Raw genomic sequence first — 14,561 nt, 5'->3', positions numbered from 1 at the left:
TGAAAGACTAAGCGCCATTTCGTCGTTTGCCACCGAGATTTCATGCCCGCCCTCGACCACCCCCTGATCGACCAGTTCCTTGACGCCCTATGGCTGGAAAAAGGCCTGTCCGACAACACCCGCGTGTCCTATCGCAGCGACCTGGCCCTGTTCAATGGCTGGTTGCAGGAGCATTCGGTATCGCTGCCGGACGCCGGTCGCGACCTGATCCTCGATCACTTGGCCTGGCGCCTGGATCAGGGCTACAAGCCACGTTCCACGGCGCGTTTCCTCTCCGGCCTGCGCGGCTTCTTCCGTTACCTGCTGCGGGAAAAGCTGGTGGCCATCGACCCGACCCTGCAGGTCGACATGCCGCAATTGGGCAAGCCGCTACCCAAGTCGCTGTCCGAAGCCGACGTCGAAGCCCTGTTGCAGGCTCCGGACCTGGGCGAAGCCATTGGCCAGCGCGACCGTGCCATGCTCGAAGTGCTCTACGCGTGCGGCCTTCGGGTTACCGAACTGGTCAGCCTGACCCTCGACCAGGTCAACCTGCGCCAGGGTGTGCTGCGGGTGATGGGCAAGGGCAGCAAGGAGCGTCTGGTGCCCATGGGTGAAGAGGCGGTGGTGTGGTTGGAGCGCTACCAGCGCGATGGCCGCGCCGAACTGCTCAATGGCCGGCCCAGCGACGTGCTGTTCCCCAGTCAGCGCGGCGAGCAGATGACGCGCCAGACCTTCTGGCACCGTATCAAACACCACGCACGGGTTGCCGGCATCGACAAGCCGCTGTCGCCGCACACCCTGCGGCATGCCTTCGCCACCCACCTGCTCAACCACGGTGCCGACTTGCGGGTGGTACAGATGCTGCTGGGCCACAGTGACCTGTCGACCACGCAGATCTATACCCACGTCGCCAAGGCGCGCCTGCAGCAGTTGCACGCCCAGCACCACCCGCGTGGATGAATGTTTTTCATGTTCCTCCGACCGGTCCTTGCGACCCCCTTCACTGGCGGCGTGATGTGGTAGGCTTGGGCGGTTTGCACCAAGGGCCGCACGGTCACCGCGTATTTTCCGCAGGTGGCGCCCTCCGGCCCCTGTCCGCCTTCAGGAGTTCCCATGCGCGTGACCCAGTTTTTCGCCGCCGCCGCGTTGGCGCTGGCCAGTACCTTTGCCGTTGCCGCGGCAACCGATAGCAACGCCGGTGCCGAGCAGGCCATCCGTAAATCGTTGCAGAACCTCGAACTGGAAGTGCCTGTGGAAAGCGTGGCCAGCAGCCCGCTCAACGGCCTCTATGAAGTCAAGCTGCAGGGCGGCCGCGTGCTGTACGCCAGCGCTGACGGACAGTTCGTGATGCAGGGCTATCTGTTCCAGATCCAGGACGGCAAGCCGGTCAACCTCACCGAAAAAACCGAACGCCAAGGTATCGCCAAGCTCATCAACGGCATTCCAGCCGGCGAGATGGTGGTTTATCCTGCCAAAGGCGAGACCAAGTCGCACATCACCGTGTTCACCGACACTACCTGCCCGTACTGCCACAAGCTGCACGCCGAAGTGCCCGAGTTGAACCGTCGCGGTATCGAAGTGCGCTATGTCGCCTTCCCGCGCCAGGGCCTCGGTTCGTCGGGTGACCAGCAGTTGCAGGCGGTGTGGTGCTCCAGCGACCGCCGCGGGGCGATGGACAAAATGGTCGAAGGTGAAGAAATCAAGGCCGCCAAGTGCAGCAACCCGGTCAGCAAGCAGTTCCAGCTGGGGCAGTCGATCGGGGTCAACGGCACGCCGGCCATTGTTCTTGAAAGCGGCCAGGTCATTCCGGGCTACCAGCCGGCACCGCAGGTCGCCAAGCTGGCACTTGCCAAGTAATCCAGTTCAGTACGCCGTCGTCATGGGGTGACGGCAAGTTTCACGGTCGGCAAACGTGTCGGCCGTTCAATGGGGAGTTCACAGTGAAACCGGTCAAAGTAGGCATCTGTGGGTTGGGGACCGTCGGTGGCGGAACCTTCAATGTACTTCAGCGCAACGCCGAGGAGATTGCCCGCCGTGCCGGGCGCGGTATTGAAGTGGCACAGATCGCCATGCGCTCGCAGAACCCGAACTGCCAGATTACCGGTACCCCCATTACCGCTGACGTGTTCGAAGTTGCAAGCAACCCGGAGATCGACATTGTCATCGAGCTGATCGGTGGCTATACCATCGCCCGCGACCTGGTGCTGAAGGCCATCGAAAACGGCAAGCACGTGGTCACCGCCAACAAGGCGCTGATTGCCGTGCATGGCAACGAAATCTTCGCCAAAGCCCGCGAGAAAGGCGTGATTGTTGCGTTCGAGGCGGCCGTAGCCGGTGGCATCCCGGTGATCAAGGCCATCCGCGAAGGCCTGTCGGCCAACCGCATCAACTGGCTGGCCGGCATCATCAACGGCACCGGCAACTTCATCCTCACCGAAATGCGTGAGAAGGGCCGTGCCTTCCCGGACGTGCTGGCTGAAGCCCAGGCGCTGGGCTACGCCGAAGCCGACCCGACCTTCGACGTGGAAGGCATCGACGCTGCGCACAAGCTGACGATTCTGGCGTCCATCGCGTTCGGTATCCCGCTGCAGTTCGACAAGGCCTACACCGAAGGTATCACCCAGCTGACAACGGCAGACGTGAACTACGCCGAAGCCTTGGGCTACCGCATCAAGCACCTGGGCGTGGCGCGTCGCACCGCCGAAGGTATCGAGTTGCGCGTGCACCCGACGCTGATCCCGGCCGACCGTCTGATCGCCAACGTCAACGGCGTGATGAACGCTGTCATGGTCAACGGTGATGCTGCCGGCTCCACCCTGTACTACGGTGCTGGCGCGGGTATGGAGCCTACCGCTTCGTCAGTGGTCGGCGACCTGGTCGACGTGGTCCGTGCCATGACCTCCGACCCGGAAAACCGTGTGCCGCACCTGGCCTTCCAGCCAGACTCGCTGTCGGCCCACCCGATCCTGCCGATCGAAGCCTGCGAAAGCGCCTACTACCTGCGCATCCAGGCCAAGGATCACCCGGGCGTACTGGCCCAGGTCGCCAGCATCCTCTCGGAGCGCGGTATCAACATTGAGTCGATCATGCAGAAGGAAGCCGAGGAACAGGACGGCCTGGTGCCAATGATCCTGGTGACCCATGGCGTGGTCGAGCAGCGTATCAATGACGCCATCGTCGCCCTGGAAGCCCTGCAGGACGTGGTCGGCAAGGTTGTGCGCATTCGCGTCGAGCAGCTCAACTAACAAATATTGCCGACGGGCCGCCCGCGCGGCCCCGGCCCCAGCATCGAAGGTTTGCACCCATGCGCTATATCAGTACCCGCGGCCAGGCACCGGCCCTGAATTTCGAAGACGTGCTGCTGGCTGGCCTGGCCAGCGACGGCGGCCTCTACGTGCCGGAAAACCTGCCACGCTTCACCCAGGAAGAAATCGCCTCTTGGGCCGGCTTGCCCTACCACGAGCTGGCCTTCCGCGTGATGCGTCCGTTCGTCGAGGGCAGCATCGCCGACGCCGATTTCAAGAAGATCCTCGAAGAAACCTACGGCGAGTTCGCCCACGCTGCGGTCGCCCCGTTGCGTCAGCTGAACAGCAACGAGTGGGTGCTGGAGCTGTTCCACGGCCCGACCCTGGCGTTCAAGGACTTTGCCCTGCAGTTGCTCGGTCGCTTGCTTGACCATGTGCTGGCCAAGCGCAACGAGCGCGTGGTCATCATCGGTGCCACCAGCGGTGATACCGGTTCCGCCGCGATCGAAGGCTGCCGCCGTTGCGACAACGTCGACATCTTCATCCTGCACCCGCACCAGCGTGTATCGGAAGTGCAGCGCCGTCAGATGACTACCATCTTTGGCGACAACATCCACAACATCGCCATCGAAGGCAACTTCGACGACTGCCAGGAAATGGTCAAGGCCAGTTTCGCCGACCAGTCGTTCCTCAAGGGCACCCGCCTGGTCGCCGTCAACTCGATCAACTGGGCGCGGATCATGGCCCAGATCGTCTACTACTTCCATGCAGCCCTGCAGCTGGGTGGCCCGGCGCGCTCGGTGGCGTTCTCGGTACCAACCGGCAACTTCGGCGACATCTTCGCCGGCTACCTGGCGCGCAACATGGGCCTGCCGGTCAGCCAATTGATCGTCGCCACCAACCGCAACGACATCCTGCACCGCTTCATGAGCGGCAACCAGTACGTCAAGGAAACCCTGCACGCGACCCTGTCGCCGTCGATGGACATCATGGTCTCGTCCAACTTCGAGCGCCTGTTGTTCGACCTGCATGGCCGCAACGGTGGTGCGATTGCCGAGCTGATGGCCAACTTCAAGCAAGGTGGCGGCTTCAGCGTCGAGCAAGACCGCTGGACCGAAGCCCGCAAACTGTTCGACTCGCTGGCCGTCAGCGACGAGCAAACCTGCGAGACCATCGCAGAAGTGTTCGCCGCCACCGGTGAAGTGCTCGACCCGCATACCGCAATCGGCGTCAAGGCTGCCCGCGAGTGCCGCCGCAGTCTGGACACGCCAATGGTGGTGCTGAGTACCGCGCACCCGGTCAAGTTCCCGGAAGCGGTGGAGAAGGCCGGTGTGGGCAAGGCGCTGGAGCTACCCGCGCACCTCAGCGACCTGTTCAGCCGTGAAGAGCGTTGCACGGTCCTGGCCAACGACCTGAAGGCTGTACAGGGCTTTGTCAGCCAGCACGGCAACCGCGGCAAGCCGCTGTAATTGCATGGCGTTTGGGGCTGCAGCGCAGCCCCAACGTCTCAGCCTTTTCCCTCCTGTCTATCAGAAACATCCTATTCAGCCTGCCGGGCGCCAAGCATAAATTAGCCGGTCCTCCCATCAGGAGCGGCTCATGCACCAGCCCTATGTGTTGATTCACCAGGCTCGCCCATCCCACCAGATCCTCTTGCACCAGGCCCTCAACGGCCAGGGCGTCTTCAACGTGCGCATCAGCGAGAGCATGGCTGACCTCGACGCCTGCCTCTGCGCTGAGCGTCGCCCCGACCTGCTGATCCTCGACCACGCCATGCCAGCCCGGGCCGGCCTTGCCCTGTTCGCCCAGCAGCAGCGAGCGCGCGCATTGCTGTTCGTCGGCCAGCCTGCCCCAACGCGTCAAAACCTTGCTCAAGAAGCCAGGAAGCGCGGCATGTGGGTGCTCGACGAGTTGCCCTGGCCGCTGTCGATGCCACGCCTGCAGCATGCCTTGCAAACACTGCAGGTGCGCCCAGGGAGGCGTATTCAAACTGTCATGCCAGCCCCGCATGCTCACTGAAGCGGGCGCGGTTTGACGAACTTTCTGCGGCGCCTGCTGGTCAGTTACTTTAGGTCCCACCACGCAGCGAGTGATCCGGATGGAAAGAATCTGCAGCCTGCTCAACGAAGCCCTGACGCCCTATCAGACCCACCTCGGCACCGCCGATCCCAGTGGTAATCGCCAACTGACCGTTCACGACCCTCTCTCAGGTATTACCTTGCGGCGCACGGTCAGCGAGCGCCAATTGCAGGAGCAACGCCTGCTGATCGACCTCGTGGACGGCCTGCACCGAGACCTGCAGATAGCTGAGGGGCGGTTGCAGCCGTGTGTCATCGCAGCATTGCAGCATCGCCAGCAACCGCAGGGAACCTTTGCCTGAGTGGTTCATCAGACAGTGTAAGGGCAGCCAGCCAGTGCTTTGCTCCGGCGCTGGCAAGGCTGTCACGGGAAGTCCTCAAGGGCTTTCGCTTGGCCCCGGGCGTCTTCCCCAGCGCCCGGGGTTTCTTTTTTCGGCAGGCACGTATCCCCCGTCTGCTTCTGCAACGACCGTGCATACGGGTTGGGCTTATTTGTCCTCAAAGAAACGCCGGCTTTCCTGTAGATAGTCTTCTCGCAATGCCAGGTCCAGCCAGCGGGCATACAACCCTGGCAACACATCCCGGCGCAGTGTAGGCAGCAACTGGTCGATGTGGGCAACTGCCGCACGCCCCAGTTCGCTGTTTGAGCACCCCACATGCAGAAACTGGTAGCGATTCACGCCCTGCACAGTATGAAACTGGTAGTCAGCCAGTGCCCCGCCTTGTTGTTGGATCAGGTAGCGCACTTCAGGCCAGTAGCCGAGCACCAGGCGCAGGCGCCCCAGTTGCTGCATCTGTAACAGGTTGGCGGTGGCCTCGTTGCCGTAGTGGCGGCTGAGCGCGCTGTCGGGCAACTGGCGCAGGATGCTGTCAATCTGCGTGCCGTAGCTGCGCTCGGCGACAATCCCCAGCTTTAGCGGGGCCTTGCTCAGCAGGCCATGCAGGTCCACCTGATGGCCGTCGAGGTAGGGTGCCACCAGCGCCTGGTTTTCCTTGCGCAACACCAGGCCGCCGCTGAGCACGCCCAGCGCTGGAACGGAAAAATGCACATATTTGGCCCGTTCCGGTGTCCACAGCAGGGTTGGGTCGCAGGTGAAGGTGTCACGGTCTTGCAGCATTTGGAGGCTGCGGGCGCGGTTGACCCGCACGATGCTGTGTTCGTACTCGGGCATCTGCCTTATCAGCAGCGGTAACAACTGGTCGATGACCCCCCGGCCTTCTTCCGGGCCATCAAAAATGGTGAACGGTGGCAGGTCGCGTACCAGCCAGAAGAGGTGCTCCTTGGCATTTGCGGGCTGCAACAGCAACGCAGGCAACAGCCCGCAGAGCAGGAGCAGATGGCGTAGGCAGCGGGGCGCGCACATGGAGCCGGTCAGCGCCAGGATCAGACCGTGCCCGCTGCGCGCAGGCTGGCGATGGCCGCTGCGTCGTAGCCCAGGCTGCCGAGCAGCGCCTCGGTATGCTCGCCCAAGGCCGGGCCGACCCATTCGCTAGAGCCGGGAGTCTCCGACAGCTTGGGCACGATGCCGGGCATGTGGAATGGCTTGCCATCCGGCAGCTTGGCCTGCAGGAACATCTCGCGTGCCAGGTACTGGGGGTCGTTGAACATGTCCTCGGCCGAATAGATACGGCTGGCCGGCACTTCGGCAGTGGTCAGCACCTGCATCAGTTGCTCCAGTGGCAGGCTGTTGGCCCAGCGGTCGATCACCCCATACAGCTCGTCACGACGCAGGTCGCGGCCGTCGTTGCTGGCCAGGGTCGGGTCGTTGGCGAGGTCATCGCGACCGATGGCCTGCATGAAGCGCTTGAAGATGGCATCACCGTTGGCGCCGATCTGCACATGCTTGCCGTCGGCGCTTGTGTGGATGGAGGAGGGCGTGATGCCCGGCATGATGTTGCCGGTGCGTTCGCGGATGAAACCGAACACATCGAATTCCGGCACCATGCTCTCCATCATGGCAAAGATCGCCTCGTACAGGGCCACGTCCACCACCTGGCCCTGGCCGCCATTGACTTCCCGGTGGCGCAGCGCCATCAGCGCGCCGATCACCCCCCACAGGGCGGCAATCGAGTCACCGATGGAAATCCCCGTGCGCACTGGCGGGCGGTCATCGAAACCGGTGATGTAGCGCAGGCCGCCCATCGACTCGCCTACGGCACCGAAGCCTGGCTGGTCTTTCATCGGCCCGGTCTGGCCAAAGCCCGACAGGCGCACCATCACCAGGCGCGGGTTCAGCGCATGCAGCACATCCCACCCCAAACCAAGTTTTTCCAGCACGCCCGGGCGAAAGTTTTCGATCAGGATGTCGGCCTCGGCCAGCAGGCGCTTGAGGATATCGCGGCCCTCGGGGTGCTTGAGGTTGAGGGTGAGCGACTGCTTGTTGCGGGCCTGCACGAACCACCACAGCGAGGTGCCCTCGTACAGCTTGCGCCACTTGCGCAGCGGGTCGCCGCCATCGGGCGATTCGACCTTGACCACTTCGGCGCCGAATTCGGCACAGATACGCGAGGCGAACGGCCCGGCGATCAGGGTACCGAGTTCGACAACTTTAAGGCCGGCGAGGGGTTTGCTGGGCGTCGACATGGGGTGTCCGTGGCAGTTGGGCAGAGCCGTGGTTTTATCACACGTCGGTTTCGCCGGGTACTGCTGCGGGGCATGGAAGGTGCGGATGGGGTAGACTGTGCCACTTTCTTTTGCACGAAGCCCGTCGACCATGGCCCAGCCGTCCACCACCTACAAGTTCGAATTGAATCTCACCGACCTTGATCGCAACGTCTACGAAAGCGTCAAACAGACGATCGCTCGGCACCCTTCGGAAACCGAAGAGCGCATGGCCGTTCGTTTGTTGGCGTACGCGCTCTGGTACAACGAGAACTTGTCGTTTGGCCGCGGCCTGTCGGATGTCGATGAGCCGGCGCTGTGGGAAAAGAGCCTGGACGATCGCGTGCTGCACTGGATTGAAGTTGGCCAGCCCGATGCCGATCGCCTGACCTGGTGCTCGCGCCGTACCGAACGCACCAGCTTGCTGGCTTACGGCAGCTTGCGAGTGTGGGAGGGTAAAGTGGTGAGCGCGGTCAAGAACCTGAAAAACCTGAGCATTGCCGCTGTGCCGCAAGAAGTGCTGGAAACCCTGGCGACCGACATGCCGCGTAGCATCAAGTGGGACGTGATGATCAGTGAAGGTACGGTATTCGTGACTGACGACCGTGGCCAGCATGAAGTACAACTGCAGTGGCTGCTCGGTGAGCGTGGTTGAAGCAACCCATGCGTATCGAACCTCGCCCGCTGCCGCCGACCCTGCCATTTCTGGGTAACCTGCCACCCTTGCTGACCCGCCTTTACGCCGCGCGCGGCGTGCAGAGCGAGGCCGAGCTGGACAAGAGCCTGGCACGTCTGCTGCCCTACCAGCAGCTCAAGGGCATCGAGGCCGGTGTGGACCTGCTGGTCGAAGCCATCGACCAGCGCCAGCGCATCCTCATCGTCGGCGACTTCGATGCCGACGGTGCCACCGCCAGCACCGTCGGGGTGCTGGGCCTGCGCCTGCTGGGTGCGGCCCATGTCGATTACCTGGTGCCCAACCGCTTCGAGTATGGCTACGGCCTGACCCCGGAAATCGTCGAGGTGGCGCTGCAGCGCCAGCCGCAGTTGCTGATTACCGTGGACAACGGCATTTCCAGTGTCGACGGGGTGGCGGCCGCCAAGGCCGCCGGGCTCAAGGTGCTGGTCACCGACCACCACCTGCCGGGCGAGCAGTTGCCCGATGCCGATGCCATCATCAACCCCAACCAGCCGGGCTGCAGCTTTCCGAGCAAGTCACTGGCCGGGGTGGGGGTGATCTTCTATGTGTTGATGGCCCTGCGCGCTCGCTTGCGCAGCCTTGGGCGCTACGAGGCGCAGCCACAGCCGAACATTGGCGAACTGCTCGATCTGGTGGCGCTGGGCAGTGTTGCTGACGTGGTGCCGCTGGATGCCAACAACCGCATCCTGGTGCACCAAGGCCTTGAGCGCATCCGCGCCGGCCGCGCCCGGCCCGGCCTCAAGGCCATCCTTGAGGTGGCGCGGCGCGATCACCGGCGCATCACTTCGACTGACCTTGGTTTCATCCTCGGCCCACGGTTGAATGCCGCCGGGCGCCTGGACGACATGAGCCTGGGCATCGAATGCCTGCTGTGCGAGGACGCGGCGCTGGCCCAGGACATGGCCCAGCAGTTGGATGACCTGAACCAGGACCGCAAGTCCATCGAGCAGGGCATGCAGCGCGAAGCCCTGGCCCAACTCAAGGACCTGCCGGTCGAGTCGATGCCGTATGGGTTGTGCCTGTTCGATGCCGACTGGCACCAGGGCGTGATCGGTATTCTGGCTTCGCGCTTGAAGGAGCGTTACCACCGGCCGACCATCGCCTTCGCCGATGCTGGTGATGGCATGCTCAAAGGCTCGGCGCGTTCGGTGCCGGGCTTTCATATTCGCGATGCGCTGGATGCCGTGGCCGCGCGCCACCCGCAGCTGATCAGCAAGTTCGGCGGCCACGCCATGGCTGCCGGGTTGTCGTTGCCAGAGGCTAATTTCTCGGCGTTTGCCGAGGCGTTCGACGAAGAGGTGCGGCGTCAGCTGCGCGAAGAAGACCTGACTGGCCGCCTGTTGTCCGACGGCAGCCTGGCGGTAGAGGAGTTCCACCTCGACCTGGCCAAGGCCCTGCGCCATGCCGGCCCATGGGGCCAGCACTTCCCTGAGCCGCTGTTCCATGGCGTGTTCCAGTTGGTGGAGCAGCGTGTGGTTGGCGAACGGCACCTGAAAGTGGTGCTCAAGAGCGAATGTGGCTCGGTGCGGCTGGATGGCATTGCCTTCGGCATTGACCGCGAAGTGTGGCCAAACCCGACGGTGCGCTGGGTGGAGTTGGCGTACAAGCTGGATGTGAACGAGTTTCGCGGTAATGAGAGTGTGCAGTTGATGATTGCGCATATGGAGCCGCGCTGAGTTTAGCGTCAGGTGCCTGCCTTGGATCTTGCGCTGGGGCACAAATCGAGCGCCGCCCGCGCGGCGCTCGATCTCCCAGGTGCTGCTCAGGTTCAGTTGCACTCCTTTCTGGGGCGGTAGTAGATCGCCGCTGCCGCAATCAAGGTGCTGATGCCGCTAAATGAGAAAATGATAACTGCTAGTGTGGTCTCCCGGTTTCTTACATTGGTGACATGTGCCGCCATTGCAGGATCATAAAGAAACATTCCATTAGGAGCGATTAAGCGCTGAGCCGTTGCAGCGCTTTTAGAGGTTGCTATGTCAACAAAAAGTGGCGTATTTAGGTCCAGGCTCGCTGCATCATAGTATATTTTGTCTGCATAAAGATGAGCGTTGTGCTGCTTTCCATTTGAAGTTTTAAACTTGATGCTGAACGTATAAAGAGATTTGTCGCTATCCCAGGTTTCAGGCTTGGAGGTGAGAAAGGCTGGAACTCGCGACCATAACTCTTCATTGGTGTTTTTGTGTTCGCGCCACATGAATGTGAAGCTGGTGCCTAGGGTGAGATTTATAAGTCCGCCTATTAATAGCGCTTTGGCTTGTTTGTGAGGCGGGAGTTCACGTATGAGCTTTAGCGATTGCTGCCAGATATTCATATCGGCTCGTTACGGCGTGGAGGGTTTTGCAGGTTGGCTAGAAGTACTGATCCTGCTGCGCGCTGCTACAGCATATGTAGTTATCTTGATTGTCCTGGTTGTCGTCAATAGGTACGGTAATTGATGGTGCTTGGTCGGGTGACTTTATACCATCTATACTTTCTATGCTTATAGTCAGTGTTGCGTCAGGGGCAGGTATGTCAGGGGTAGATGTCACCGCTACTGAGTTGCTGCTGGAGTTTCCGCTAAGGGGAGGCGGTTGCGTTGAGTTGAAAGTCTCGCTCCCTGTTGGGGCGGTGTGAGCCTGGCTGCTATCTGGAAAACTTAGTGGTTCGGTGCCTAGGGATATTTCTGAAGAGTCAGGGTTCCAGTTAATGGTTGTGATCATTCCCTGGTGGGTGGAAAGTATCTGGTCAGGTGAAGCGAGTGTGAAGTCAGGCGCAATCCGTGGCGCGGTAAAACCAGTAAGGTCACCTTGACTCAGCAGGCTGGTAAAGAGTGGAGCCATCTTGTCGTAAGCTGCTTTAGCCAGGTCAGAATTGAAGATGCTATAGAGTGTGGCGGTTACGCCCACGACTGTGGCCCCTCCAGCAATTAAAGGTGCTCCGGCCAGAATGGCGAACGAGGCCACGATGCCTGCGACGTTGCTTGCCAAACTTATGACATCTCCGCTCTTAATTTCCGCGCCCTCTTTGAGGTCTGCCGCGACTTTCAGGAAGGTCACGGTCCCAGAAAGGGTATTGGTAACAATGTTAATGAAGGGTACAGCACCTATCGGGAGGTGAGTGACGGAGACTACTGAGGCTATCGCCGTAGTTGTCTGTGCTGTTTGGATGACTAGTGAAAATCCAGTTTTATCTGTGTTGAATTGGTCGTGGATTGCTGCTGCTCCCCCAGTTTGATTGATGGGTTTTGCCGTTTTATCTATTACTGCTACTATCAGTTCGGCGCGTGTGCTCATTGTTTAATATCCTTATTCATGGTCTTGAAAGCGATAGTGATTCGCAATTTGTCGCAGTCAACGGTGGGCGCTCTGGCTCTGTGCGGTATGTGTCCGTCGAAAATCGCTATGCGTCCCGGCTTTGGTTGTATGGCAGCGATGGTGTCATTCTTCTGCTGGTCGAATAGAATCAGTTCGCCGCCCCATGTGGTTTCCCACTGGGCATTGCAGAAGAGGACTGCGGTTTTTCCTGGTTCAATTGATTTGTTATCTCTATGAATAGGACTGTCTTGGCCGAAAGTCTGGCCGTTTGCGTAAACACCCAGCAGCAAACAGTCACGCATGTGAGCAAGCTGCGTGCGCCTCCAAATATCAAGTAGAAAGCCCCAATGGCTGTCGCTGGCCAGTTCATGCTCGCAGCACTCCAGTGAGGTACGTTTGCTACCGGCTATGAAGATGTGCCAGCAAGGACGTGCGAGGGGAATTGTATTAATGGGCCAACCATATCTCCATATTGCACCCGAAAATGAATTTGTGAGTAAATTTTGCTCGTGTTCAGTAATGAACTTATCTAATATTTTCGGTTTTTCTGTAAAGGGGATATCCGTCATTGACTCAACTCGCGAGCGTGGAGGTCGGGTTTGTGCGAACTGCGTGATTGGCTTCATTGGTCGCCGTGACGTGATGGACAATAGTATTTGAGAGGCAGAACAGCGATAGGAGGAGGGAGATGTTGCTTGAGAAGAATTTCCCAAGAGAACGTAGAACTTTAAGTAATAGGCTGTAGGATTTTTCTAAGATGCCCGGTAGGCCGGGTGGAAAGGGTTGTCGTGGGTGGTACTACCCTAGCGCTTAAAGGGCGGTCGACTTTTGCTGATTACAGTCAGACCGCGGAATGAAGGAGGTCTCAGTCACCCAACGGTTTATGCGTCATGCCCAGCTCGGCATCATCCATCAGTGCCTTGGCCATGGCACTCAGGTAATGGGATGCCCAGATCATCATCGGTTTTTCATCCATCAGACCGATGATGGTCAGCTCTCTTACATAGCCCATCAACTCCGATGCCTGCTCGTGGGCATCCCGGCAGGGAATGCCTGGCTCGATGCGGAACAGGGGATGGGTCTGGTGTTCGCCTTGGAAGAAGGTGGTTTTGCCGACAGTGAATTGGGTGTCGTCTGTGGTCATCGATTCCTCTCCTGAGGCCACCGCTGTTCGCCTTGTTTGTTCCCTTCGATATCGAGGTGGGCACCACTGCTTTTCATCGGTCTTCAGCCATGCATCAAGGCGGTCCCTGTTGGCGGCACAGGAGTGATTGGCCCGAAACAGATGTAGGAGCGGATTTATCCGCGATGCGCCGCCCGCGCGGCGCTCGATCTCACAGGCGCTGCAAACCTTTCGGCGAACCCCTCGCCATCCCACAGAACCTTCCCCCCCACCAATCTGGTCTAGTCTCATTAATGACCGGCACCGGGCCAGGGATGTGCACTTGAGTGTCCGGGCCGGATCACCATTGGAGTCCTTGGGAGGTGCCCTCATGAGCCTGCTGCTCGAGCCTTACACCCTGCGTCAGCTGACCTTGCCCAACCGCATCGCCGTGTCACCAATGTGCCAGTATTCCGCCGTCGATGGCTTGGCCAACGACTGGCATCTCGTCCATTTAGGCAGCCGCGCCGTCGGTGGCGCCGGCCTGGTAATCACTGAAGCCGTGGCGGTGACCGCCGATGGCCGTATCACCGCCGAAGACCTGGGCCTGTGGGACGACGCTCAGATCGCGCCGTTGCAGCGCATCACCCGCTTCATCAGTGCCCAGGGGGCCGTGCCTGGCATCCAGCTGGCTCACGCCGGGCGCAAAGCCAGTACCTACCGCCCGTGGCTTGGCAAACAAGGCAGCGTCAAACTGGAGGAGGGCGGCTGGCAGCCGGTGGGGCCGTCGAAGATCGCTTTCGATCCGCAGCACACACCGCCACGCGAGTTGAGCCAGGACGAGATCCAGGAGGTGATCGCCGCCTTCGTCGCCTCGACCGAGCGCGCCTTGAAGGCTGGATTCAAGGTGGTGGAAATCCATGCTGCCCATGGCTACCTGCTGCACCAGTTCCTGTCACCGCTAAGCAATCAGCGCCGTGACCACTATGGCAGTTGCTTCGAAAACCGTATCCGCCTGACCCTGGAGGTGGTCGAGGCCGTGCGCAAGGCCTGGCCTGCCGAATTGCCGCTGTTCGTGCGGGTATCGGCTACCGATTGGGTGGAGGATGGCTGGAATCCGGATGAAACCGTCGAACTGGCACGCCGCCTGCGGGGTTTGGGCGTGGATTTGATCGATGTCTCTTCTGGCGGCACCTCGGTCAACGCCGAGATCCCCACCGGCCCCGGCTACCAGACCCGCTTTGCCGAGCGCGTGCGCAAGGAATCGGAAATCGCCACCGGCACCGTGGGCATGATCACCGAACCGGCCCAGGCCGAGCACATCCTGCGCACCGGCCAGGCCGATATCATCTTCCTCGCCCGCGAACTGTTGCGCGACCCGTACTGGCCACTGCATGCCGACGACGACCTGGGCGGCAACAAGGCCACCTGGCCTGCGCAATACCAGCGAGCGACCAGCCGCGCCAACCCGATTCACGAGTCGGATTTGCGCGACTGACCCATGCCCTGCGCGGCCCCTGCAGGAGCGGCCGTGTCTCGGGAAAGGGCCGCAAAGCGGCCCTGGG

15 protein-coding genes are annotated in these 14,561 nt (G+C 60.9%); 9 read left to right on the top strand and 6 right to left on the bottom strand.

Annotated features, from left to right (window positions below; translation table 11 throughout):
• Nucleotides 1-42: 42 nt before the first annotated feature.
• The 6 genes from xerD to ACF8FB_RS03660 all read left to right on the top strand — a co-directional run bounded on the left by xerD (nucleotide 43) and on the right by ACF8FB_RS03660 (nucleotide 5,604).
• Complete coding sequence (gene xerD, locus ACF8FB_RS03685; RefSeq protein ID WP_003252154.1) at nucleotides 43-939, top strand: site-specific tyrosine recombinase XerD; 897 nt, start codon at nucleotides 43-45, stop codon at nucleotides 937-939.
• Between the two features lie 153 nt (nucleotides 940-1,092).
• Nucleotides 1,093-1,836 carry a thioredoxin fold domain-containing protein gene (locus ACF8FB_RS03680; protein WP_049587384.1) on the top strand — a complete coding sequence of 248 codons (744 nt, stop codon included), beginning with the start codon at nucleotides 1,093-1,095 and terminating at the stop codon, nucleotides 1,834-1,836.
• 83 nt (nucleotides 1,837-1,919) lie between these two features.
• Entirely contained in the window at nucleotides 1,920-3,224 is a 1,305-nt protein-coding gene (locus tag ACF8FB_RS03675) for a homoserine dehydrogenase (RefSeq protein ID WP_003252157.1), read from the top strand.
• A 59-nt stretch (nucleotides 3,225-3,283) separates the two neighbouring features.
• Entirely contained in the window at nucleotides 3,284-4,693 is a 1,410-nt protein-coding gene (thrC, locus tag ACF8FB_RS03670) for a threonine synthase (RefSeq protein WP_392509381.1), read from the top strand.
• Nucleotides 4,694-4,823: 130 nt separating this feature from the next.
• Complete coding sequence (locus ACF8FB_RS03665; protein ID WP_049587386.1) at nucleotides 4,824-5,243, top strand: response regulator; 420 nt, start codon at nucleotides 4,824-4,826, stop codon at nucleotides 5,241-5,243.
• A 79-nt stretch (nucleotides 5,244-5,322) separates the two neighbouring features.
• Entirely contained in the window at nucleotides 5,323-5,604 is a 282-nt protein-coding gene (locus ACF8FB_RS03660) for a DUF3509 domain-containing protein (protein WP_061405586.1), read from the top strand.
• Between the two features lie 186 nt (nucleotides 5,605-5,790).
• Here ACF8FB_RS03660 and ACF8FB_RS03655 read toward each other — a convergent pair whose 3' ends face one another.
• On the bottom strand, nucleotides 5,791-6,666 hold the full coding sequence (locus ACF8FB_RS03655; RefSeq protein ID WP_010952568.1) for a TIGR02285 family protein: 876 nt from the start codon (nucleotides 6,664-6,666) through the stop codon (nucleotides 5,791-5,793).
• Nucleotides 6,667-6,686: 20 nt separating this feature from the next.
• Complete coding sequence (locus ACF8FB_RS03650; protein ID WP_010952569.1) at nucleotides 6,687-7,886, bottom strand: CaiB/BaiF CoA-transferase family protein; 1,200 nt, start codon at nucleotides 7,884-7,886, stop codon at nucleotides 6,687-6,689.
• Between the two features lie 130 nt (nucleotides 7,887-8,016).
• Here ACF8FB_RS03650 and ACF8FB_RS03645 point away from each other — a divergent pair, with 130 nt between their 5' ends.
• Both ACF8FB_RS03645 and recJ read left to right on the top strand, forming a co-directional pair.
• Nucleotides 8,017-8,559, top strand: a complete 543-nt coding sequence (locus ACF8FB_RS03645) for a YaeQ family protein (RefSeq protein WP_003252169.1) — start codon at nucleotides 8,017-8,019, stop codon at nucleotides 8,557-8,559.
• 8 nt (nucleotides 8,560-8,567) lie between these two features.
• Nucleotides 8,568-10,277, top strand: coding sequence for a single-stranded-DNA-specific exonuclease RecJ (gene recJ / locus ACF8FB_RS03640; RefSeq protein ID WP_010952570.1), 1,710 nt, complete (start codon nucleotides 8,568-8,570; stop codon nucleotides 10,275-10,277).
• A gap of 92 nt (nucleotides 10,278-10,369) precedes the next feature.
• Here the strand turns inward: recJ and ACF8FB_RS03635 are convergent, their stop codons facing one another.
• The 4 genes from ACF8FB_RS03635 to ACF8FB_RS03620 form a co-directional block, all read right to left on the bottom strand.
• Entirely contained in the window at nucleotides 10,370-10,912 is a 543-nt protein-coding gene (locus ACF8FB_RS03635; RefSeq protein ID WP_350298643.1) for a hypothetical protein, read from the bottom strand.
• Nucleotides 10,913-10,949: 37 nt separating this feature from the next.
• Nucleotides 10,950-11,873 (bottom strand): hypothetical protein, encoded by a 924-nt coding sequence (locus ACF8FB_RS03630; RefSeq protein ID WP_392509378.1) that lies wholly within the window; start codon nucleotides 11,871-11,873, stop codon nucleotides 10,950-10,952.
• Nucleotides 11,870-12,463 carry a 2OG-Fe(II) oxygenase gene (locus ACF8FB_RS03625; protein WP_252459449.1) on the bottom strand — a complete coding sequence of 198 codons (594 nt, stop codon included), beginning with the start codon at nucleotides 12,461-12,463 and terminating at the stop codon, nucleotides 11,870-11,872. Before ACF8FB_RS03625 ends, ACF8FB_RS03630 begins: the two co-directional genes overlap by 4 nt.
• 296 nt (nucleotides 12,464-12,759) lie before the next feature.
• Nucleotides 12,760-13,038 carry a DUF3077 domain-containing protein gene (locus ACF8FB_RS03620; protein ID WP_252459448.1) on the bottom strand — a complete coding sequence of 93 codons (279 nt, stop codon included), beginning with the start codon at nucleotides 13,036-13,038 and terminating at the stop codon, nucleotides 12,760-12,762.
• A 349-nt stretch (nucleotides 13,039-13,387) separates the two neighbouring features.
• On the opposite strand from ACF8FB_RS03620, the gene ACF8FB_RS03615 reads away from it, so the two are divergent.
• The gene (locus ACF8FB_RS03615; RefSeq protein ID WP_350298645.1) at nucleotides 13,388-14,494 is read left to right on the top strand and encodes an NADH:flavin oxidoreductase/NADH oxidase; all 1,107 of its coding nucleotides are present in this window, start codon (nucleotides 13,388-13,390) and stop codon (nucleotides 14,492-14,494) included.
• Nucleotides 14,495-14,561 lie beyond the last annotated feature (67 nt).

It is taken from the genome of Pseudomonas sp. yb_2, from assembly GCF_043103905.1.
GTDB lineage: Bacteria > Pseudomonadota > Gammaproteobacteria > Pseudomonadales > Pseudomonadaceae > Aquipseudomonas > Aquipseudomonas alloputida.
This window is presented reverse-complemented; position numbering and strand designations above follow the sequence as displayed.